The sequence below is a fragment of the Nocardiopsis gilva YIM 90087 genome, from assembly GCF_002263495.1.
In the GTDB taxonomy this organism is placed as follows: Bacteria; Actinomycetota; Actinomycetes; order Streptosporangiales; family Streptosporangiaceae; genus Nocardiopsis_C; species Nocardiopsis_C gilva.
Genome location: NZ_CP022753.1, coordinates 4,574,447 through 4,595,464 on the forward strand (window position 1 = coordinate 4,574,447; position 21,018 = coordinate 4,595,464).

The 21,018-nt window shown below is 72.2% G+C and carries 17 protein-coding genes and 1 riboswitch; of the genes, 6 read left to right on the plus strand and 11 right to left on the minus strand.

Annotated elements, in window-relative coordinates:
- Positions 1–39 precede the first annotated feature (39 nt).
- From CDO52_RS20515 to CDO52_RS20545, 7 genes are all read right to left on the minus strand, one after another.
- Positions 40–1,860, minus strand: coding sequence for a GTPase (locus tag CDO52_RS20515; protein ID WP_026126201.1), 1,821 nt, complete (start codon positions 1,858–1,860; stop codon positions 40–42).
- A 32-nt stretch (positions 1,861–1,892) separates the two neighbouring features.
- Positions 1,893–3,173 (minus strand): uroporphyrinogen-III C-methyltransferase, encoded by a 1,281-nt coding sequence (gene cobA, locus CDO52_RS20520; protein WP_017620808.1) that lies wholly within the window; start codon positions 3,171–3,173, stop codon positions 1,893–1,895.
- A 597-nt stretch (positions 3,174–3,770) separates the two neighbouring features.
- Positions 3,771–6,212, minus strand: coding sequence for a nicotinate-nucleotide--dimethylbenzimidazole phosphoribosyltransferase (gene cobT / locus CDO52_RS20525; RefSeq protein WP_026126202.1), 2,442 nt, complete (start codon positions 6,210–6,212; stop codon positions 3,771–3,773).
- A 194-nt stretch (positions 6,213–6,406) separates the two neighbouring features.
- The gene (cobC, locus tag CDO52_RS20530; RefSeq protein ID WP_232524528.1) at positions 6,407–7,465 is read right to left on the minus strand and encodes an Rv2231c family pyridoxal phosphate-dependent protein CobC; all 1,059 of its coding nucleotides are present in this window, start codon (positions 7,463–7,465) and stop codon (positions 6,407–6,409) included.
- 230 nt (positions 7,466–7,695) lie between these two features.
- Entirely contained in the window at positions 7,696–8,640 is a 945-nt protein-coding gene (locus CDO52_RS20535) for a sirohydrochlorin chelatase (RefSeq protein ID WP_017620810.1), read from the minus strand.
- Between the two features lie 95 nt (positions 8,641–8,735).
- On the minus strand, positions 8,736–9,323 hold the full coding sequence (locus tag CDO52_RS20540; protein WP_017620811.1) for a precorrin-8X methylmutase: 588 nt from the start codon (positions 9,321–9,323) through the stop codon (positions 8,736–8,738).
- A gap of 98 nt (positions 9,324–9,421) precedes the next feature.
- On the minus strand, positions 9,422–9,658 hold the full coding sequence (locus CDO52_RS20545; RefSeq protein WP_051060898.1) for a DUF362 domain-containing protein: 237 nt from the start codon (positions 9,656–9,658) through the stop codon (positions 9,422–9,424).
- A gap of 222 nt (positions 9,659–9,880) precedes the next feature.
- Positions 9,881–10,096: riboswitch (cobalamin riboswitch) on the plus strand.
- Between CDO52_RS20545 and CDO52_RS20550 the strand changes: the two genes are divergently transcribed.
- From CDO52_RS20550 to CDO52_RS20565, 4 genes are all read left to right on the plus strand, one after another.
- On the plus strand, positions 10,087–10,848 hold the full coding sequence (locus CDO52_RS20550) for an energy-coupling factor ABC transporter permease (RefSeq protein WP_232524263.1): 762 nt from the start codon (positions 10,087–10,089) through the stop codon (positions 10,846–10,848). Its footprint overlaps the riboswitch before it by 10 nt.
- A 3-nt stretch (positions 10,849–10,851) precedes the next feature.
- On the plus strand, positions 10,852–11,433 hold the full coding sequence (locus tag CDO52_RS20555) for an energy-coupling factor ABC transporter substrate-binding protein (protein ID WP_232524264.1): 582 nt from the start codon (positions 10,852–10,854) through the stop codon (positions 11,431–11,433).
- Positions 11,434–11,445: 12 nt separating this feature from the next.
- Positions 11,446–12,216 carry a cobalt ECF transporter T component CbiQ gene (cbiQ, locus tag CDO52_RS20560; protein WP_094932621.1) on the plus strand — a complete coding sequence of 257 codons (771 nt, stop codon included), beginning with the start codon at positions 11,446–11,448 and terminating at the stop codon, positions 12,214–12,216.
- Positions 12,213–13,088, plus strand: a complete 876-nt coding sequence (locus CDO52_RS20565; RefSeq protein WP_232524265.1) for an energy-coupling factor ABC transporter ATP-binding protein — start codon at positions 12,213–12,215, stop codon at positions 13,086–13,088. Before cbiQ ends, CDO52_RS20565 begins: the two co-directional genes overlap by 4 nt.
- A 63-nt stretch (positions 13,089–13,151) precedes the next feature.
- On the opposite strand, the gene cobJ is transcribed toward CDO52_RS20565, so the two are convergent.
- The 3 genes from cobJ to cbiE are packed head-to-tail and all read right to left on the minus strand — an operon-like array spanning position 13,152 to position 16,230.
- Positions 13,152–13,874 carry a precorrin-3B C(17)-methyltransferase gene (gene cobJ / locus CDO52_RS28880; RefSeq protein ID WP_232524266.1) on the minus strand — a complete coding sequence of 241 codons (723 nt, stop codon included), beginning with the start codon at positions 13,872–13,874 and terminating at the stop codon, positions 13,152–13,154.
- The gene (locus CDO52_RS28885) at positions 13,844–14,902 is read right to left on the minus strand and encodes a cobalt-precorrin 5A hydrolase (protein WP_232524267.1); all 1,059 of its coding nucleotides are present in this window, start codon (positions 14,900–14,902) and stop codon (positions 13,844–13,846) included. Before CDO52_RS28885 ends, cobJ begins: the two co-directional genes overlap by 31 nt.
- Positions 14,899–16,230 carry a precorrin-6y C5,15-methyltransferase (decarboxylating) subunit CbiE gene (gene cbiE, locus CDO52_RS20575; RefSeq protein ID WP_232524268.1) on the minus strand — a complete coding sequence of 444 codons (1,332 nt, stop codon included), beginning with the start codon at positions 16,228–16,230 and terminating at the stop codon, positions 14,899–14,901. Before cbiE ends, CDO52_RS28885 begins: the two co-directional genes overlap by 4 nt.
- A 553-nt stretch (positions 16,231–16,783) precedes the next feature.
- Here cbiE and CDO52_RS20580 point away from each other — a divergent pair.
- The gene (locus tag CDO52_RS20580) at positions 16,784–18,163 is read left to right on the plus strand and encodes a cytochrome P450 (RefSeq protein ID WP_094932623.1); all 1,380 of its coding nucleotides are present in this window, start codon (positions 16,784–16,786) and stop codon (positions 18,161–18,163) included.
- Positions 18,164–18,314: 151 nt separating this feature from the next.
- Here the strand turns inward: CDO52_RS20580 and miaB are convergent, their stop codons facing one another.
- Positions 18,315–19,829: a tRNA (N6-isopentenyl adenosine(37)-C2)-methylthiotransferase MiaB gene (gene miaB, locus CDO52_RS20585; protein WP_033301670.1), complete on the minus strand. Its 1,515-nt coding sequence runs from the start codon at positions 19,827–19,829 to the stop codon at positions 18,315–18,317.
- Positions 19,830–20,206: 377 nt separating this feature from the next.
- On the opposite strand from miaB, the gene CDO52_RS20590 reads away from it, so the two are divergent.
- Positions 20,207–20,950 carry an amino acid ABC transporter ATP-binding protein gene (locus CDO52_RS20590; RefSeq protein ID WP_017620821.1) on the plus strand — a complete coding sequence of 248 codons (744 nt, stop codon included), beginning with the start codon at positions 20,207–20,209 and terminating at the stop codon, positions 20,948–20,950.
- Positions 20,951–21,018 lie beyond the last annotated feature (68 nt).

The following is a 21,018-nucleotide window of genomic DNA, read 5'->3' on the forward strand; positions in this document are numbered from 1 at the left end:
CTGGTTCCTCATCTGCGTGAGCGGGGTTCCGCTGAGTCGTCATCGCGCAATCTCAAGGTCGTACGTGGCCTGGGTCAGCTGGACGGCATCGGCTTCTTGGGGCAGTCCCGCGGCGGTCAGGGCGTCGGTGAAGCCCGTGCGCTCGTGTTCCAGCAACTCGGTGACGCACCGCTGCAGGTCGTCGCGTGCCATCGTGCCAATGTTACGCAGCGATTCGGCCCCGAAGAGCCCTTTCAGCAATCGCTGTGGGGGCGGTCCCCCGGAACGCGGTGTCGTCGACTCCACCGACGCGTATCCCAGCAGATCGACGATGAGGACAAGAGTGAACGCGGTGGCATCGAAGGTGACGAACCGGGCGACGGACCGCTTGGTGGCGCCGTCGGCGGCGACCATCTCCGTCACGCGTTTCTGCCAGCCCGAAATCGCCTCCCGCACACGGCGGGCCAGGTCGCCGGTGGAGTCGTCGCCCCGGGCGGACTCCGCGAGCGCCCCCGCGCCGTGGACCTCCTCCCACCGCTCGGTGACCTGCTCGGCCGCGCGCTCCGCCGCGGACACGATGAGGGCCTGCAGGCTGTCGCGGACCGCGCCCTGCAGGGCGTTCACGCGCGCGGCGGCGTCGTCGGACGTCTTCGCCTTGCGTTTGCCGCGGATCCGCATGGTGCGGGCGAGTTCGCCGCTGGCCGCGATGTCCTGCCAGCGGGCCAGCAGGTTGCCGCGCAGCAGCGACCCGTCCTGGACGGACCGGCCCACGTCGGAGATCGCGGTGGCGTAGGCGGTGTTCACCGCCTTCTCCAGGACCCGGCCGACCTCGACCTGCCGCTCGACCTGCTTGGCCAGTTCGGGGACGCGGGTGCGGAAGCTGTCGATGACCCCGATGAAGGTGCGCCGCGAGACGCGGTCGCGCTGGGCGAGGTCACCCGCGACGTCGGCGAGGTAGCCGCGGATCCGGTCGGCGGTGTTGGCGGTGAAGCGCTCACCCGCGATCTGGTCGGTCTCGGGGATGTGGAACCGGGCCGCGTTGCCGAGGCCGTTGGCGTCCAGCATCGCGCCGAAGTGTTCGGTCAGCTGCTGGTGGCCGCGCTCGGGCACACGGGAGAGCACCACCGCGAGTGAGGTGTCCCGGTCGCGGGCGACCTGCAGGAACTCCCACACCCGGGCATCGGCGTAGCGGCGGCTGGTGGTGACGAACACCCACAGGTCGGCGGCGTCCAGGAACTTCGAGGCGAATTCGTGGTGCGCCGCGACCGCGGAGTCGACGTCGGGGGTGTCCAGCAGGGCGACCCCCTCGGGCATGCACTCGCTGGCGGCCAGCACCAGCATGCCGTCCTTGCCCGGCATGGCCAGCCCCTCCTGCCGGACGCGCGGCAGCGTGGGCAGGAAGGAGGACTCGTTGAACCAGTCGACATCGGCCGGGTTGCAGGCGAGCACCGGGCTGTTGGTGGTCGGCCGCCGCACGCCGGTGGTGGTGACCTGTTCACCGACGAGGCTGTTGACGAGGGTGGACTTTCCGGCGCCGGTGGAGCCGGCGACGGCGATCAGCAGAGGGGTGTCGGGGCGGCGGACCCGCGGCAGCACGTAGTCGTCGAGCTGGTGCAGGACGTCGGCGCGCGCCGTCTCGCCCTCGGCGGCGCCGGGCAGGCCTTCGGCGAAGCCGATGTCCCGGATGCTGGCGCGCAGCCCTTCCAGGACCTTCTCGAACCCGCTGTCGTCGGCGACCGCTCCGCGATGCTTGGCCTTGGAGGGGACGGGGGACCGAGCACGCTCATGCCGACCGGGCGTACTCCGTTTCGGGGCCGAGGCCGGCCCTGCTTTCGTTTCACCTGACCCTGTCGATTCCGGCGCAGCAGGCGGCCGGGGCATAGCGCTTCCGCCCTTCTCATCGGTCTTCGCGGTCACCTGATCCGGTTCCCCTCGGGGGATTCGTCGCCACCGGAGCCGTCTGTCCGCACACGCGGCTCACCCGGTCCCTGGTGCAGTATGTCAAGTTCCCGGGCCGCATCCACCACTTCTCCAATGACGATGATGGCCGGAGGACGCACTCCGGAGTCCGCGACTGCCTGCGCGACCGTCCCGAGCGTCGCGATGACCGTCCGCTGCGTGGGCAGCGTGGAGTCCTGGATCACGGCGACGGGGGTATCGGCCGCGCGCCCGTGCTCGGTCAGCGAAGCGGCGATGGCGCCGATGCGTTCCACGCCCATGAGTACCACGAGGGTTCCGTGCTGCCGCGCCAGCCCGGCCCAGTCGACGGTGGAGCGCCGGTCGCCCGGCGCGACGTGGGCGGAGACGACGTGCAGGTCCTGGGCGACGCCGCGGTGGGTGGGCGGGATGCCCGCGCTCGCGGGGCCGGCCAGCGCGCTGGTCACGCCGGGGACGATGCTGACCGGGACGCCGGCCGCGGCGCAGGCCGCCGCCTCCTCGCCGCCGCGGCCGAAGAGGAAGGAGTCGCCGCCCTTGAGCCGCACGACGAACCGGCCGTCGAGCGCGCGCTCGACGAGGATGCGGTTGATCTCGTCCTGCTTCATGGAGCGGCCGTAGGGGATCTTGGCGGCGTCGACGATCTCGACGTCGGCGGGCAGGCGGTCCAGCAGGGAGGTCGGGGCCAGCCGGTCGACCACGACGACGTCGGCCTGGGAGAGCAGTTGGCTGCCGCGCACGGTGATCAGGCCGGGGTCGCCGGGGCCGCCGCCGACCAGGGCGACGCCGCGCAGCGGTTCCCGGCCGCGGCGCGCGTCGAGCGTTCCGTCGGACAGGCCGTCGGTGACGGCGTCGCGCAGTCCGGCCGCCCGACGCGGGTCGCCGTTGGCCACCACGCCCACGGTCACGTCGCCCACTGTGCCGGTGGCGGGTGTCCACGCGGTGGCGGCGTGCCGGTCGTCGGCGCGGACGCACCACAGCCGGGCCGCTTCGGCCTCCTCGGCGACAGCGCTGTTGACCTCGGGGACGTCGGTCGCGGCGTGGACGAGCCAGAACGCACCGAGACGGCCGTCGCGCACGTCACCCGGCTCGAAGCCGCGCTGGTGCCAGGTGATGCGTCCGGAGGAGGCGAGGTCCTCCAGGGCCGCCGTGACCTCGGGCGCGATCACGGTCACCTTCGCCCCCGCCTCCAGGAGGTTGGGGACCCGGCGTTGGGCGACGCGGCCGCCTCCGACGACCAGAACGTCGCGCCCGTTCATGCGCAAGCCGAGAAGATACGTCACCTGGGTTGACCTCCAGATCTGCGACCGTTTCCGAACGCGGGCCACGACGTGCCCGGGCCTGGTCGATCCGAATCCCCGCGATCGCTCCCCGGCGCCGTTCGCCCCCTGATCCGGCACGTGTCCCGCTGTTCCCTGCGCACCCGTGCTCGACAGTGAGGTGGGATGCGTCGATGCCCCAAAAAATACCGTGTCAAACCGGGGTTTCGCCCGCGCTCCCGCACATAACGCACGCCCGCGCCCTGCGGCGATCGCGGTATCGGTCCCCTCTGTCCTTTCATAGCAGCATCGCCGAAACAGGGGGTTATCGGCCACCCACGTTACGACGTGACGAACACACCACGTGCGCTAACACCCGCGTGCGGGAGCGCCGCAGGCGGACCGGACACCCGCCCGGGAGCCGCCCTGCCCTGCAGGAACGGGCCACGACGGCCAGCCGGGCCGCGTCCGAAAGACGAGGGTGCCCCGGGAGGTGCGGCACCACCCGTCGATCGTGCCGCACCTCACCGCGGGGCACGCCGAAGGCGGCAGGAACCCGGCCCGGCCGCACGGCGCAGCGCCCCGCGCTCCTTGCCGTCACGCCCGCTCGGAAACCCCGGCGGAGTCGAAGGTGGCGACACTGCGCAGCGCACGCGCCGCTCCCTGGAGCAGCGGGAGCGCGAGTAGCGCACCCGAGCCCTCGCCCAGGCGCATCTCCAGGTCCACCAGGGGCTGCAGGCCGAGGTGCTCCAGCGCCACGCTGTGCCCCGGCTCGGCGGACCGGTGCCCGGCGAAGCAGGCGTGGTGCACCTCGGGGGCGATGGCCGACGCCGCGAGAGCAGCGGCACCGGCGATCACACCGTCGAGCAGCACCGGGACTCTGAGGGCGGCGGCGCCGAGGATGAACCCGGCGAGCGCGGCGTGCTCCAGGCCGCCCACGGCGGCGAGCACGCCGACCGGATCGTGGGACTCGACCGCGTTGACCGCCAGCGCGCGGCGGACCACCTCGATCTTGTGCTCGTGCATGGCGTCGTCCACGCCGGTGCCGCGCCCGGTCACCTCGGCCGGGTCGACGCCGGTGAAGGCGGCGATCAGCGCGGCGGAGGCGGTCGTGTTGGCGATGCCCATGTCGCCGGTGATCAGGCAGCGGTTGCCCGCCGAGGACAGGTCGCGGGCGACCTCGATCCCCGCCTCGATGGCGAACTCGGCCTGGGTGCGGGTCATGGCCGGGCCCTGGGTCATGTCGGCCGTGCCGCGGGCGACCTTGCGCGGCAGCAGCCCCGGGACCGTGGGCAGATCACCGGCGACACCGACGTCCACCACGGTCACCTCGGCGCCGACCTGCTCGGCGAAGGCGTTGGCGACGGCGCCCCCGGCAAGGAAGTTCTGCACCATCTGCCCGGTGACCTCCTGCGGCCAGGAGGTCACCCCCTGGGCGTGCACGCCGTGGTCACCGGCGAAGATCGCGACGGCGGCGGGCTCGGGGATCGGCGGCGGACACTCCCCCGCCAGCCCCGCGAGCCGAACCGAGACCTCCTGCAGCTCGCCGAGCGCGCCCGGCGGCACGGTCATGCGGGAATGCCGGTCCTCCGCCTCCCGCACGGCACGCTGGTTGAGGGGGCCGATGGCTGCGATGGTCTCCTCCAGCAGACTCGTCGGCTCTTCGCCGGGCAGGCCGCGTCGGCCGTAGTTGTCGCGGTGGACGGCCCAGGAGAGCGGGCGACGCTGGGCCCACCCGCCCAGGGCGAGTTCCGGCTCCGGGGGGAAGTCCTCCACGTAGCCGACGCACAGGTACGCCACGACCTGCAGGTGCGGGGGGAGGTCGAGGGCGCTCGCGACGTCGCGTTCGTCGAAGAAGCTCACCCAGCCGATCCCGACGCCCTCCGCGCGGGCGGCCAGCCACAGGTTCTGCACGGCCAGCGCCGTGGAGTAGGTGGCGGTCTGCGGTTGCGCGTGCCGCCCCAGGGTGTGCCGTCCGCCGCGGGTCGGGTCGACGGTGACGACGACGTTGATCGGCGTGTCCAGGATGGCCTCGACCTTGAGCCCGGAGAACGCGCGAGCGCGGGCGGCCGGGAGCGCGCGGGCGTATTCCTCGCGCTGGGTCTGGGCCAGCTCCTGGACGCGCGTGCGCACGTCGGGGTCCTCCACGATGAGGAAGTCCCAAGGCTGGGAGAAGCCGACCGAGGGCGCCATGTGCGCGGCGGTGAGGATGCGCGTGAGGACCTCGTCGGGCACGGGGTCGGGGCGGAAGCCCATGCGGACGTCGCGGCGCTCGCGGATCGCCCGGTAGACCGCTTCGCGCTCCGCGTCGGCGTAGGTGTGCGGATCGTGGCCCGCGAGTGCTCTCCGCGGTGATGCGTCGGACGGCGACGGCCCCTTGGGCTCGGACTGCGGCGCGAACGGAGGCTCCTGCGACGACTCGGCGCGCTGCTCATAGGCGGCCGGACCGGCCGCGTAAGCCTCGACGGTGGTCGCGGGAACGCGGTCGGGACCGCCTCCTCGCAGCGGGATGACGTTCGGTTCCAAAGGGGGTTCCGTTTCCTGTTCCTGTCCGGTTTCCTGGTGCGGTTCGGCCACGTAGGCCGACGGCGTGGTCGGGGGCGGAGGCACCGACTCGGAGGCCGCGGCGGATGTCGTCGACGTCGGCTCCCGCTCGGACTCGGGCGCGGGGTCGGCGGACGTGTCAGCGGGAGCGGCAGACCGGTCGGCCGACTCAGCCTCCGGTTCCGGCTCCGGTACCGGCTCGGGCTCCGGTGGCGGCGCCGCCGCGGGTTCGGGCCTGGCATAGGGCCCGGGCACGGGCTGCCGTTTCTCCGGCGTGTGGAACGGGTTGGGTCGCGGTGCGGTTCCTCCGGAACCTGTCACGGGTCCCGTGGGCGCCCCCGCGCCCCGGCCCGCCTCCGGGAGACCGTCGAGCAGTCCCCGCGCGGTCGCCTCACGGGCGCCGCGCGGGACATCACGGGCGGGACGACGTGCGGAGTCCCGGTTGTCCTTGGCTCCCCGTCGTCCGGAATAGCGGCGCTTGTCGTCACCGGTCATGATGTTCCTCCGGCGGAACCGGCCACGGCACCGCCCCAGCCGGTCGCGTGTCTCTTCGGCATGTACTCCCCCTTAGTCACCGGCGCCGAGGTCTCCTCGCCCCCAGGCGCGTCCGGCCCTCGGCTCCGCACCCATCCATTCGAGATCACCATCAGCGGGCACCGGACACAAGACGCTTTTTGCCTCCAACTCGGCTACAGCAACTGTGCCAGAACGCGCGTCAGTCGACGGGCGGTATCACGCTCCCGGACGGCGACGCGCAACCAGTCCGGCCCGAGCCCCGGGAAGGTGTCGCAGCGCCGCAGGGCGATGCCGCGCTCGCGCAACCGCGCCCGCACGCCCGCCCCGTCCTCGGCTCTGACCAGCAAGAACGATGCGGCGGCCGCAGGGGTGACGTGAAGGCCGAGAGCACGCAGGTCGGCGGCGAGCCCGGCACGCTCGTCGGCCAGCTCCCGCGCCCAAGCGTCGGCCTCCGCCACCGCCTCGGGCGCGCTACACGCCTCGGTGGCGACGAGCGCGGGGGTCGAGACCGACCACAGCGGCTGGGCGTCGGCCAAGCGCGCGACGAGGCCGGGATCGGCGAGCAGGTATCCGGCGCGGAGCCCGGCCAGCCCCCAGGTCTTGGTGAGGCTGCGCACCACCACGAGCCCGGGAACGTCGGAACGCCCCGCCAGGGATTCCGGCTCGCCGGGAACACAGTCGGCGAACGCCTCGTCCACGACAAGGATCCGCCCCGGACGCGCCAACCGTTCCAGCACGCCCGCCGGGTGCAGGACGGAGGTGGGGTTGGTGGGGTTCCCGATCACGACCAGGTCGGCGTCCTCAGGCACGAGCGCCGGATCGAGGGTGAAGTCCGGCGGCAGGATGGCCCGCTCGACCTGGTGTCCGGCCGCACACAGCGCCGCCTCGGGCTCGGTGAACTGCGGATGCACCACAACCGCCCGACGCGGCGTCAGCACCCGTGCCAGCAGCACGAACACCTCGGCGGCACCGGCGGCTAGGAGAACGTCGGCCGGGTCGCGCCCGTGCCGCCGTGCCACGGCCTGCCGCGCCACCGAGGAATCGGGATAGGCGGCGAGGTCGCCGACGGACGCACGGATGCGCTCGGCCAGCCATGCGGGCGGTGTCCCGGTCCGCACATTCACCGCGAAGTCGAGAAGCCCGGGACCGGTCTCGGAATCACCGTGGTGCCGAAGGTCCACCTCGGACTCCCCGGAGACGGAGCCATCCCCGCCCACGGGCGTCCCCACCACGTCCCGCACCTGCAGCCACCTCGCTGTTCTCCGCGACAACCCGGACGACAGCGCACCCTACACCGCCACATATCGCCCGCACGGCCCCGCCCCGCCGTCGATGATCACGGGAGTCCCTCTGGCTTTGTCCAGCTAGTCCGATGAATCCGCGTAATCACCAGTGGATGAGGGCACAGTGGTCAGGAGTGGCCACCCGGTCCGGTGGGATCCGGGTGGCCACGCGTGCCGTGTCAGTGGCCGTGCCCGTGGGCGTGGCCATGGCTATGCCCGTGGCCGTGGGCGGGGTCGTCCGGGTGGTGGTGGGGTGTCTGCGGGGCGCCGACCTTGTCTTCGAAACCGGGGAGGGCGATGCGGTAGACGCAGGTGTCGCAGTTCATGCGGATGTCTCCGGCCAGGGCCTCGTCGTAGCGTTCGACGATCATGTCCGCGAGGCCGTCGCAGTCGCCGATCACCGGCGCGCAGCGGATGTCCAGGTCGGGGTGGTCGGCGGCGAAGGCCATGGACTCGTCGACGACGCGGTCCGGGAGGATGCCGGAGAACAGGAAGTAGGGCAGTACCACGACGCGGCGGGCGCCCAGGCGGCGGATGCGGTCCAGGCCTTCGCACACGCTCGGCCAGGCCAGGGAGATGAACGCCGGTTCGACGAAGGAGACGCCGCGCTGCTTGGCGTGGCCCTCCTGGAACAGGCGGGCGACCTTGCACACCTCGGCGTTGGCGTCGGGGTCGGTGGAGCCGCGGCCGACCAGGAGGACGGCGGTCTCGCCCGCCGCACCGGTCTCAGCGGACTCACCGGCGGGGTCGGAGTCGGTGCCGAGGACGTCGTCGAGTCGTTCGGCGAGCAGCCGGAGCATGGTCGGGTGCGGGCCGAGCGGGCGTCCGTAGACGTAGTCGAACCCGTCGTGCCGTTCCTTCTCGCGGATCAGCGCGCCGGGGATGTCGCCCTTGGCGTGTCCGGCCGCGACCAGCATCATCGGCACGCTCACCACACGGCGGTGGCCCCGGCCGTAGAGCTCGCCGACCGCGTCGGTCAGCGGCGGCGGCGAGAGCTCGATGAAGCCCCCGGCGACCTCGCGGTCGTCGAGGCGGCGGTCGAGCCGCTCGACGAACGCCATGAAGTCGGCGACGCCCTTCTCGTCCCGGGTGCCATGTCCGACCAGCAACAGCGGGGGTTTCATCGTGGACCTCTCACGTTCTTCTCGGGCTGGCCCCGGCTCGCGGCGGCCGGGGAGATTCATGCGGTGGGGACGGGAAATCGGCCGGACGGCCACGGTCACGGGGTGGGGCCGTAGAGCAGGGCGTTCAGCGCGGCGGCCGCCACGGCCGAGCCCCCCTTCTCCGAGACGTTGCTGACCTGGGGCAGTCCGGACTCGCGAAGGGCGGCCTTGGACTCGGCGGCACCGACAAAGCCGACCGGGAGGCCGATGACCAGGAGCGGATCGACGCCGCGGGCGATGATCTCCTCGAGCGCGGTGGGCGCGCATCCCACGACCCAGACCGCGCCGGGGCCGACCTCGGAAAAGGCGGATCGGACCGCGGCGGCGGAGCGGGTGATGCCGGTCGCGCGGGCCAGGCGCGCGGTGTTCTCCTCGGCGATACGGCAGACGCTGGGGCGGGCGGTGATGCCGGAGGCGACCATGGCGACGTCGGCCACGATGGGGGCGCCGTCGGCCAGGCCTGCCGCGGCCGCGGTCACCGCGGTGTCGTCGATGACCAGGTCGGTGGCGTAGTCGAGGTCGGCACTGGCGTGGATGACCCGTTCGGCGACGGCGCGGCTCAGCGGTGGCAGGTGCCCCAGGTCGACGCGTGACCGCAGGATGCGGAAGGACTCCACCTCGATCGGATGGACCTGACGGTTCAACTGCGTTCCCTTTCTCCGTTCAGCTGTTCACCGCTGTCGGGGATCGTGGTTCCGGTGCGCGGGCCGACCACCGGGTTCGGCGCCGCCCTGGCCTCGGATCACGCACCGGTCTCTGCCGGTCCGTTCTCTGCCGGTCCGTCGCCCACCTCGATGATCGCGTCGGCCGGGCAGACCTCGATGCACTCCAGGCAGCCCGTGCACCGCTCCGGCAGCACGTCGAGCGTGCCGCCGTTGGGACGGAAGGCGTGTTCCGGGCAGGTCAGCAGGCACGCGCCGCACGCCGTGCACGCCGAGGTCACGGCCACGGGCGCCACCGCGCAACCGAGTTCAGGCATGGCTCCCCCACGGTGTCGGACCCGGTACCGCCGCTTCGAGCGGGGCCGCGCCCGGTCACCTTACATGGCCACCGGATCGTGTCCACGCGGCCGGTGGTGCCGGGCGCGGTGCGCCCCCGATGTGGTTTCGGCGTGGCCGCAGGCCCTACGCCGCAGGGGTTTCGGGCCTACTGACGACCGCTATTGCGAATACTTGGCTATTGCGAACCTCGCGGCCAGGGCATACCTTCGTGGAGCCGTGGTGTTCGGGAAGTCCGGTGCGAAACCGGCGCGGCCCTCGCCACTGTGAACGGGAAGCCCGGTGCCCCGCCCGCCGCAGCCAGCGGAACGGACGGCTCACGGCCACTGGGGGACGTCCGGCCGCGGACGCGCCCTTGGGAAGGTCGGCGACGGGCGTCGACCCGGAGCCAGGAGACCGGCCACGGCACGTGACGACCGTCCACGAGGTGTTGGAGATTGGTCCCCCACACATGCATATCGCCGAAGGCTTCCTCCCGCCCGTCCACGCCGTGGCCTGGACCGCGGTCTCAGCGCCGTTCGTCATTCACGGCGTCCGCTCGCTGACCACGACGATCCGGACCAACCCCGAGTCCAAGCTGCTTCTCGGTGCCGCCGGTGCGTTCTGCTTCGTGCTGTCCGCGCTGAAGATCCCCTCGGTGAGCGGCAGCAGTTCCCATCCGACGGGGACCGGCCTGGGCGCGGTGCTCTTCCGACCACCGGTCATGGCCGCCCTCGGCACGATCACCCTGCTGTTCCAAGCCTTACTCCTCGCCCACGGCGGCCTGACCACGCTGGGCGCCAACGTCTTCTCGCTCGCGATCGTCGGGCCGTGGGTCGCCTACGGTGTGTACCGCCTGGTGCGGGGGCTGACCAGGGCACTGCCGGAGCACACGTCGCTGGGGCTCGCGGTGTTCTTCGCCGCCAGCCTGGCCAGCCTGGGCACCTACTCGGTGACCAGCCTCCAGCTCGCACTCGCCTTCCCCGACGCGCAGAGCGGCGTCCTGGGCTCGTTCGTCAAGTTCGGCGCCATCTTTTCGGTCACCCAGATACCGCTCGCGATCATCGAGGGTCTGGTGACCGTGATCATCGTGCGACTGCTGATCAAGGCGAGCCGGAGTGAACTGCTGCGGCTCGGCGTGCTGCGCACCGCCGCGGCCCCCACCACCCCGGTCGAGCGAAAGGCGGTGTGAGCGATGACGTCGACGAACCCGAACACCGAGCGCCCGCCGAGCGGCGAGCCGACGAACGAGCGCAGCCGCCGATGCCCACCGCCGAAGGCCGAACCGCATGGGCGGCGGAGCCGAGTGAGGAGGGGAGCGCGAGCCGAGGCGCAGGACGGCGACCGGCACCCCGCGGCGTGGGCCACCTGGGCCATGGTCGCCGCCATCGCCGTGATCGCGGTTCTGCCGCTGGCGATAGGTGCGGGCGACTCCCGCGAGGAACCCTTCGCCGGCGCCGACGCGCAGGGGCAGCAGGCCGTTGAGGACATCGACCCGGCCTACGAGCCGTGGTTCTCCCCCATCGTCGAGCTGCCCTCGTCCGAGGTCGAGTCAGGGCTCTTCGCGCTGCAGGCCGCGATCGGCGCGGGCATCATCGGCTACTACTTCGGCGTCGTGCGCACACGCTCACGGATGCGCACGGAGCAGGCGCAGGCCACCGGCGGCCCGACCGACTCCACCCGTGCGGGAGACGCGGCCGGTGATGCGGTGGCTGATGCGAGCGGCGCACCTCGGGGTGCGGAAGTCCCGGACGGCTCCGAACCGACGCGCGGCTGAGCAGCGGCGCCCATGCTGGCCATCGATGCCGCCGCCTACAAGAGCCCGTGGCGCGACGTGCACCCCGCCGTCAAGGGCACCCTCTTCGGCGGCCTGCTGCTGTGCGCGCTCGCCCTCCCGGCCTGGCCGGGCGCCGCGATCACGGCGGTGACCGCCCTCGTCGTGGCGTTCGGCCCGGCAGGGGTGGAGCCGCGCGCGTTCGCCCGCGCCGCCTGGGCTCCGCTGCTGTTCATCCTCACCGGATCGGTGACGCTGCTGTTCAGCGTCGGCGCTCCGGGCGACGCGGCCGCCGGCCCCGCGCTGGGGCCGGTGGCGTGGGACCCCGACGGTCTGGCGCGGGCCGCCGAAATCGTCGGCCGCGCCACGGCGGCACTGCTGTGCCAGCTGCTGTTCGCCTTCACCACCCCGCTCGCCGACCTGCTGCCCCGCCTCACCCGCATCGGGCTGCCGGCCGCGCTCGTGGAGATGGTCGCGCTGATCTACCGGATGCTGTTCGTGACGCTCGACACCGCCCGCCGCATCGGCACGGGGCAGGCCGGACGGCTGGGCTACGCCACCCGGCGCGCCTGGATCCGGTCGGTCGGCTCCCTGGGTGCCGCGCTGTTCATCCGCTCCTACGACCGGGCCCAGCGCATGCAGCGGGGCCTGGAATGCCGGGGCTACACCGGCGAACTGACCGTCCTCGTCGACGCGCTGCCGCTGCGTCCCCAGGCGCTCCTCGCGGCGGCCGCCGTCCCGCTTCTCGTCGCCGCGGCGACCATCGGCTCCGGAGTCTGGCTTTGACCTCGCTTGACGTGTCCCCCGGCGGTGCCCCCGCCACCGCACCCGCCGTGCTGGCGGGGCGCGACCTGGCCTTCGCCTATGACGACGCCGACCCCGTCTTCACCGGTCTGAACGTGGCGGTCGCGGCCGGGGAGGTACTGGCCGTGCTGGGCCCCAACGGCGGGGGCAAGACCACGCTGCTGCGCCTGCTGGCGGGCAGCCTGCGGCCGCGGTCCGGGGAGATCCTGCTGGACGGCGCCGGTGTCCCGCAGAGTCGGCGCGGCATCGGCGGCCTCCGCCGCCGGGTCCAGCTCGTCTTCCAGGACCCCGACGACCAGCTGTTCTCGGCGAGCGTGCGGCAGGACGTGTCGTTCGGACCGCTCAACCAGGGGCTGGACACCGACACGGTACGCGAGCGCGTGGACTGGGCGCTCGATGCTCTCGACATCACCGGCCTCGCCGGCCAACCCACCCACCTGCTCTCCTATGGGCAGCGCAAGCGCGTGGTGCTGGCCGGAGCCCTGGCGATGCGCCCCTCCGTCCTCATCCTGGACGAACCGACCGCCGGGCTCGATCCGGCCGGGGTGGAGTCGCTGCTCGCCACGCTGGAGGGGCTGCGCGCGTCCGGCACGACGCTGGTCGTCTCCACCCACGAGGTGGACCTGGCCTACCGGTGGGCGGACCGCGCCCTGGTGATCGATCACGGCGTGCTGGGTGTGGGACCGGTCCGGCAGGTGCTGGGCGACACCGCCCTGCTGTCCGCCGCCCGCCTCCGCCCGGCCTGGGGTCCGGCGGTGGGCCGGGCGCTGCGCACGAGCGGGCTCCTCCCCGACGACGCCCCCGACCCCCGCACGCCGGAGGAGGTCGCGGCGCTGCTCGACAGCGACCGTTGATCTCGGGGATATCGACCGAATAATCGTCGATGTAGGGTCGATATCCCCGAGATCAACGGAAGGTCAGCCTTTCCAGGTGTAGCCGCGGGGGGTGACGAAGCGCCCGGCGACGGCCCGGCTCGCCGAACTGCCGACGAGCACCACGGTGAACATGTCCACGGCGTCCACTCCCCCGGCGAGCATCTCCTCAAGCGTGGTCATGGTGATGTGCTCCCCGTCGCGGGAGGCGTTGTGCACGTGGCCGACGGGGGTGGTCGCGGGCCGGTGTTCCGCCAGGATCTCCAGCGCGCGGGGCAGCTGCCAGTCGCGTTTGCGGCTGCGCGGGTTGTAGAAGCAGACCGTGAAGTCGCCCTCGGCCGCCGCCCGGACGCGGCGTTCGATCGCCTCCCACGGCGTGTGCAGGTCCGACAGCGAGATATAGGCGTGGTCGTGGCCGAGCGGGGCGCCGAGCAGGTTGGACGCGGAAACGGCAGCGGTGATGCCGGGGACCCCCACGACGTCGATGTCGGGACCGGCGAAGTCGAGGGCGGGGCTGGCCATGGCGTAGACCCCGGCGTCGCCGGACCCGATGAGCGCCACGGCCGCGCCGGTCCGTGCCTCCTCGACGGCGGTGCGGGCACGCTCCTCTTCCTGGCCCAGGCCGCTGGTGAGGATCCGGGTTCCGGGCCGCAGCAGGTCGCGCACCTGGTCGACGTACTGGTCGAGGCCGACCACCACGGACGCGCGGCGCAGTTCGGCGACGGCCCGGGGAGCGGTCAGGTCGCGGGCGCCGGGCCCCAGGCCCACGACGGCCAGGCGGCCCGCGGACGCACGCGGGCGACGGCCGCGGTGGCGTTGGCGCTCTTGCGCTTGGCGGCGACCAGCTCGGCACCGCGCCCGGCGCCCGCCGCACCGTGCAGCGCCGCTGCCTCGGCGACGCTCGCGGTGCCGACCTCGGCGCGCACCACCTCGCTGGGGTTGGGCACGTCCACGTCGGCGAGTTCGGCGGCGGGGTAGGTCACCACGTCCCAGCCGCGCTGGGCCGCGGCCCGCAGGATGCCCTCCTCATCCGCCTTGAGGTCGACGGTGGCCACCGCCCGCACCGATTCCGGGGCCAGCCCCGCGTCGGCGAGCACCTGGTCGATGAGGCCGCCCACCTCGTCGGCGCTCACCCCGCGGGCCGAGCCGACGCCGATGACCAGTGAGCGGGGCCGGTAGACGACGGTCGGCGGCCCATCGTCGGCCCGGCCGTCGTCGCGCTGGTCGCTCACCCGGATCACGGCGGCGACCGCCTCCAGCGGCGTTCGCGCGGAGACGGAGACATTGTCCGGGAGGGGCGGGAGCGGCCAGGCCTCCGCGCCCTCCAGCCGGACGGGCTCGCCGGAGAGGACCGCGGCGCCGACGGCGGCGAGCGGCCCGTGATCGGCGATCGTGAACCCGAGCTCATCGCCATAGGAGTCGAGCGGCGTGGTGCGCGCGCTGTCGCTGGCTGTGGTGATGACGGGTCGGCAGCCGAGGACGCCCGCGGCGCGTTCGGCCAGCTCGTTGCCGCCGTGGTGGCCGCCGAGGACCGCGACGGCGTGCTCCCAGGATTCGTCGACGCAGACCACGGGCGGGTCCGTGGTCTTGTCGCCGAGCAGCGGAGCGAGGACGCGGACGGTGGCGCCGACCGCCAGGAAGCTCAACACGGCCCCGCACTCGGTGAACGCGGTGCGCAGCGCCTCGGCGGGGCGCTCGGCGGTGATAGTGCGCACCGTTCCCGGCCATGCCGCGGCCAGCCGCTCGGCGGCGGCCCGCCCGCGTGCCGTGACGGCGATGACGCCGATGTCCCTCATGTCGTGCCTTCCCGTTCCTGCTGTTGTCCAGGGTGGTCGGTCGTGCCCTCGGGCCCCGCCGACCTCCCGATCGTGCCGTGTGCCGGTCGGCCGTCCTCCGCATCGCCCGCGTCGGGCCGGAGCCCCCACAGCAGCGTCACCGGGTTGACGGCGGCGAACCGCAGGGACCCGTTGGGGAGAGGCGCCAGCCGGGACGCCTGGATCTGGGTGCCGGACACCCCGTATCCGGACGCCGCGAGGAGGTCGTGCACGGGGCGGACGCGGTCGACGGAGGCGAGGGCGGCCACCACCCGCTCCGGGTGGTGCCGGCGGAGGGCCTCGCCGATCACCGCGTCGTCTCCGCCGCCGAAGAAGATGGCGTCGGGGGCCGGGCGCTCGGCACGGTCGGCCAGGGACGCGGGAGCGCGGCCTTCGCAGACCTCGACACGGACGCCGTGCGCGCGGGCGTTGCGGCGGATGCGGGCGCAGTCGTCGGGGTTCTTCTCGAAGGCGACCGCGTACGCGCCGAAGCGGGCGCACTCGACGGCCACGGAACCGCTGCCGGCACCTACGTCCCACACCACCGTTCCGGGTCGCGGGGCGAGGTGGGCGAGCGCGAGGGCGCGCACCTCGGCCTTGGTGATCATCGATTCCCGGTGGGCGAACTCCGCCTCGGGCAGCGCCCAGCCGTCCGGGGCACCGTGGTGGCCGGGCATCCAGGTCATGGCCGACGCCACCGCGTGCCGTGGTTCGACGGCGAGCACGACGTTGGGATGCGCCCAGGCCCGCCCGGCGTCGCCTTCCTGCTCGACGCGGGCCACTTCCTCGTCGTCGGTGCCGAGACGCTGGGCGACATACACATCGCGACCGGCGCGCAGCAGTTCGGGGATGAAGGCGCCGGGTTCCGCCGAGCCGGGGGCGGTGAGGATGGCGGCCTTGGGGTGCGCCAGGGCGGCGGCCAGAGCGCGGCGGGCCGAGCGCCCCGACGCGGCGCGCCCGTGGGCCGACAGGATGACAGCGTCGTCCCAGGGCAGGCCGACGCGGGCGAAGGCGGTGGCGACCGAGGAGACGGCCGGGACCACCCGGGGCCGGGCGCCTCGCGCGCGCAGCGCGCGGACGATCCCGAAGAACCCGGGGTCGCCGGACGCCAGCACGGCGACCGGGCCCTCCCAGGCCATGACCTGGTCCAGGACGGGGTCGAGGGCGCCCATGGGGATGCGGTGGGCGCTCTCGGGCACGTCGACGGCGTCGAGGTGCCGACGCGCTCCGGCCACGCAGGTGGCCGTCTGAAGCGCCGCGGTGGCCTGCTCCCCGAGCCGCCCACCGTCGAGCCCGATGACGGTGATCACGTGGGGGTGTCTCCGGCGGTCACGGTACGGATCTGGATGTCGGTCACGGACACCAAGCATCCCAGATCACGACGGCCGCGCGCGCTCCGGGCCGGTCGGCGCCTCCGAGGCGGCGCCCAGATGACGGGGCGGAACACGCGAGGCGGACGCTGTCAAGGGCGCCCACACCCCCGATGGGGGAAATACGAGCACCCCCATAGGGGGATATCCACGCTCCCCCTTACCGGGGTACCGGGGACGCCAATTCAATGGGGCCTCTTGCCCATTCTCGGAACGCTTCTCAAAATGGGACGTAGTCGAGACTCATTTAGTTCATTGATGCATTCTATATTGACACGAAAAAACCAATGACGGCGCCGGGCCACCACCATGGCCGCCGCCCAGCGGCGCCGTCGCGCACACCCACGGGGAACCTGCGCGTTCAGCGCGGCCAGGTGGGGTTGAACCGGACATTCTCAAGGGGCACCGAAGGCGCGACCGGGGTTATGCGCCCCTCCTTCCACGACCACGGCCCGCAGCCCTTCCGGTGCCCGCGAAAGTACGAGGGATCATCATGCCGCCCACGACCACCACAACCGAATTCCGGCTCGGTAGCGCCCCGGGGGGACTTCCCGAGATCGGCCACGCGATGGAGTTCCAGAAACGTCCACTGGAATTCATCACCTCCCTGGCCCCCTACGGCGACCTCGTCCAATTCCGTTTGGGGCCGACACCGGTCTACCTCGTCCGGCACACCGAGCTCATCCAGGAGATGCTGCGCAACACCCAGACGTTCGACAAGGGGGGCGAGATCTTCGAGAAGTCCCGGGCCTTCTTCGGCAACGGCCTGGCCTCCTCGAAGGACGAGACCCACCGGCGCCAGCGCCCGCTCGTGCAGCCGTCCATGCACGTGCGCCGCATCGCCGAGTACGTCGAGGTGATGTGCGATGAGGCCGTCAACGTCACCGGGACGTGGGCGGAGGGCGAGAGCTTCGACGTCACCCCGGCGATGCAGGCCCTGACCACGGGCGTCACCGCGCGGACGATGTTCTCCACCGGCGGCGGCCCCGACGCCATCGCGGAGGTCCAGCACTGCCTGCCCACCATCCTGCGCGGCGTCTACACGCGGATGACCGCGCCGGAGGAGATGATCGAGCAGCTCCCCGCCGCGGAGAAGGAGGAGTTCGACGACGCGCTCACCCGCCTGCACGGCCTGGTCGACAAGATCATCGAGGACTACCGGAGCGCCGGGGCCGACCGCGGCGACGCGATGTCGATGATGCTGAGCGCCCGCAACGAGGACGGCGAGGGCCTGACCGACCAGGAGATCCACGACAACGTCATGAACCTGTTCTCGGGCGGGGTCGAGACCACGGCGTCGTCCCTGGCGTGGACCTTCCACCTGCTCGCCGAGCACCCGGAGGTCGAGCGGCGGATGCACGAGGAGCTCGACGAGGTCCTCGATGGCCGCGCCCCGACCAACGACGACCTCAACCGGCTCCAGTTCACCCGACGCGTGTTCACCGAGACCCTGCGCATGTACCCGCCGGTGTGGCTGGTCAGTCGCACCACGCCAGACGAGGCCGAACTGGGCGGCCACACCATCCCGGCGGAGAGCACGCTGATGTACAGCCCTTACGTCGTGCACCGCAACCCGGAGGTGTTCGACGACCCCGACACCTTCGACCCGGACCGCTGGTTGCCCGAGCGCATGCGCACCCACCCGCGCGGGGCGATGATCCCCTTCGGGGCGGGACGCCGCAAGTGCCTCGCCGACAACTTCGCCATGACCGAGGGCGTTCTCGCGCTCGCCATCATCGGGTCGCGGTGGCGGCTGCGCCACGCCCCCGGCACCACGGTCACCACGCACGTGGCCGCGACGCTGGGTCCTGGACCGCTTCCCATGACCCCGGAAGCGCGCCGGAGCGGGGTGGATCCCGCATCCACCGGCTGACCGGCGCCGACGGGTGAGGGACGACACCTTGGGCGGCATCGTCCCTCACCCTGAGGGCCTCTCTCCCGGCCACCGTCCATCGCTGGGAGATACCGAAACGGCCCCGGGAGCGTGCTCCCGGGGCCGCCCGTCGCTTGAGGGACGCAGAGGCTCAGGCGTCGCAGCAACCGCCCGCCGCGGCGGGCTCGGCCGCCGGGACACCGACCTTGGGCATGCCCAGCAGTACACCGGGCTGCTCCTGCTGCTGACCGTTGCGCGCGGCCCAGGCGTCGCCGGCGCGGGTGCGGCGCAGCGAACGCACACCGGAGTCGGCCACCAGGTGGTGCGGCGCGGCGTAGGTGACCTCGACGGTGACGAGGTCACCGGGGCGGGGCGCGTTGTCGCCCTCTTCCGTCGAACTGTGCTCGCTGTTCGCTCCTCGCAAGCTCGTCGCACTGTGCTCGCTGTTCGCTCCTCGCAAGCTCGTCGCGAAGTGGACCAGGCGGTTGTCCGCTGCCCGGCCGGAGAGCCGGCGCCGATCGCCGTCCTTGCGGCCCTCGCCCTCGGCGACCAGGACCTCGACCTCGCGGCCGACGAGCTTGCGGTTCTCCTCGGCGGAGATGGACTCCTGCAGTTCGACGAGGCGCTCGTAGCGTTCCTGCACGACCTCCTTGGGCAGCTGGCCGTCCATGGTGGCCGCCGGGGTGCCGGGCCGCTTGGAGTACTGGAACGTGAATGCCGCCGCGAAGCGCGCCTCGCGCACGACGTGCAGCGTCTCCTGGAAGTCCTCCTCGGTCTCGCCGGGGAAGCCCACGATGATGTCGGTGGTGATCGCCGCCTCGGGCATCTTCTCCCGGACGCGGCGCACGATGTCGAGGAAGCGCTCCTGGCGGTAGGAGCGGCGCATCGCCTTGAGCACCTTGCTCGACCCGGACTGCAGCGGCATGTGCAGCTGGGGCATGACGTTCGGAGTCTCGGCCATCGCGTCGATGACGTCGTCGGTGAAGTCGCGCGGGTGCGGTGAGGTGAAGCGGACGCGCTCCAGGCCCTCGATCTCGCCGCAGGCGCGCAGCAGCTTGGAGAACGCCTGGCGGTCCCCGAACTCGCTGCCGTAGGCGTTGACGTTCTGTCCGAGCAGCGTCACCTCGATGGCGCCCTCGGCGACCAGCGCCCGCACCTCGGCGAGGATGTCGCCGGGGCGGCGGTCCTTCTCCTTGCCGCGCAGGGCGGGCACGATGCAGAAGGTGCAGGTGTTGTTGCAGCCGACCGAGATCGCGACCCACGCCGCGTAGGCGGACTCGCGGCGGGTGGGCAGGGTGGAGGGGAAGGTCTCCAGCGACTCCTCGATCTCCACCTGCGCCTCGCGCCCGATGCGGGCGCGCTCCAGCAGGGTCGGCAGCGACCCGATGTTGTGCGTACCGAACACGACGTCGACCCACGGGGCACGGCGGACGATCTCGCCACGGTCCTTCTGCGCCAGGCACCCGCCCACGGCGATCTGCATGCCGGGGTGGGCGTCCTTGACGGGGCGCAGGTGCCCGAGGTTGCCGTAGAGGCGGTTGTCCGCGTTCTCGCGGACCGCACAGGTATTGAAAACGACGATGTCTGCGGTGCTGCCCTCGGCTGCGCGCTGGTACCCCGCGTCCTCCAGCAGACCGGATAGGCGCTCGGAGTCGTGGACGTTCATCTGGCAGCCGTAGGTCCGCACTTCGTAGGTACGACTCTGGCTCACCGTTCCAGGCTAGTTGCTTCACGGCCCCCGGTGATCCGCCGCCGGGCAGGGCGGATGGGAAGCGGATGAGCAACCGCCCGCGGACGGGAACGGGACCGAAACCCGCAGGCGCGGGATGTCCGGTGGCGACGGCGGGCACACGACCTGGTTGTTACACAACGTCAGGGATCCACCGCGCACCAGTGACACCACGTAGCACACCTACCACCTGACCACATCCGGACATAGAGGCGTTTCTGCACTGTTTCCCGCATAACGAATCCGCTACTAGCAGGGTCGACGCACCGACTTAGTGGTGACAAACACACTCGGCTGAGGCTAGGTTCCGGCACATGACCGCTACTTCCCTCGTCGTGCTGGAGAACGTCAACAAGCACTTCGGCGAGCTCCACGTGCTGCGCGACATCAACATCACCGTCGACCGCGGTGAGGTGGTCGTGGTGATCGGACCCTCGGGCTCCGGCAAGTCGACCCTCTGCCGGACCATCAACCGCCTGGAAACCGTCGACACCGGTGTGATCATGATCGACGGGGAGCCCCTCCCCGAAGAGGGGCGCGGTCTGGCGCGCCTGCGCAGCGACGTCGGCATGGTCTTCCAGTCCTTCAATCTCTTCGCGCACAAGACCGTCCTGCAGAACGTGACCCTCGGACCGATCAAGGTCCGCAGGCAGAACAAGGCACAGGCAGAGAAGCGGGCCTGGGAGCTGCTGGACCGGGTGGGCATCGCCGACCAGGCCGAGAAATACCCGGCGCAGCTCTCCGGCGGCCAGCAGCAGCGCGTGGCGATCGCCCGGGCGCTGGCCATGGACCCCAAGGTGCTGATGTTCGACGAGCCCACCTCCGCGCTGGACCCCGAGATGGTCCAGGAGGTGCTGGACGTGATGACGTCGCTCGCCAAGGAGGGGATGACGATGGTCGTCGTCACCCACGAGATGGGCTTCGCACGGCGCGCCGCCAACCGTGTCGTCTTCATGGCCGACGGCCAGATCGTCGAGGAGAACACCCCCGACGCGTTCTTCACCCAGCCGACCACCGATCGCGCCAAGGACTTCCTGTCCAAGATCTTGACCCACTGAACCGGGCCATAAGCCCGATCCCGCTCCTCCGTCACCGCGGCCGGAGCACGTCACAACGAAGAGGTTAG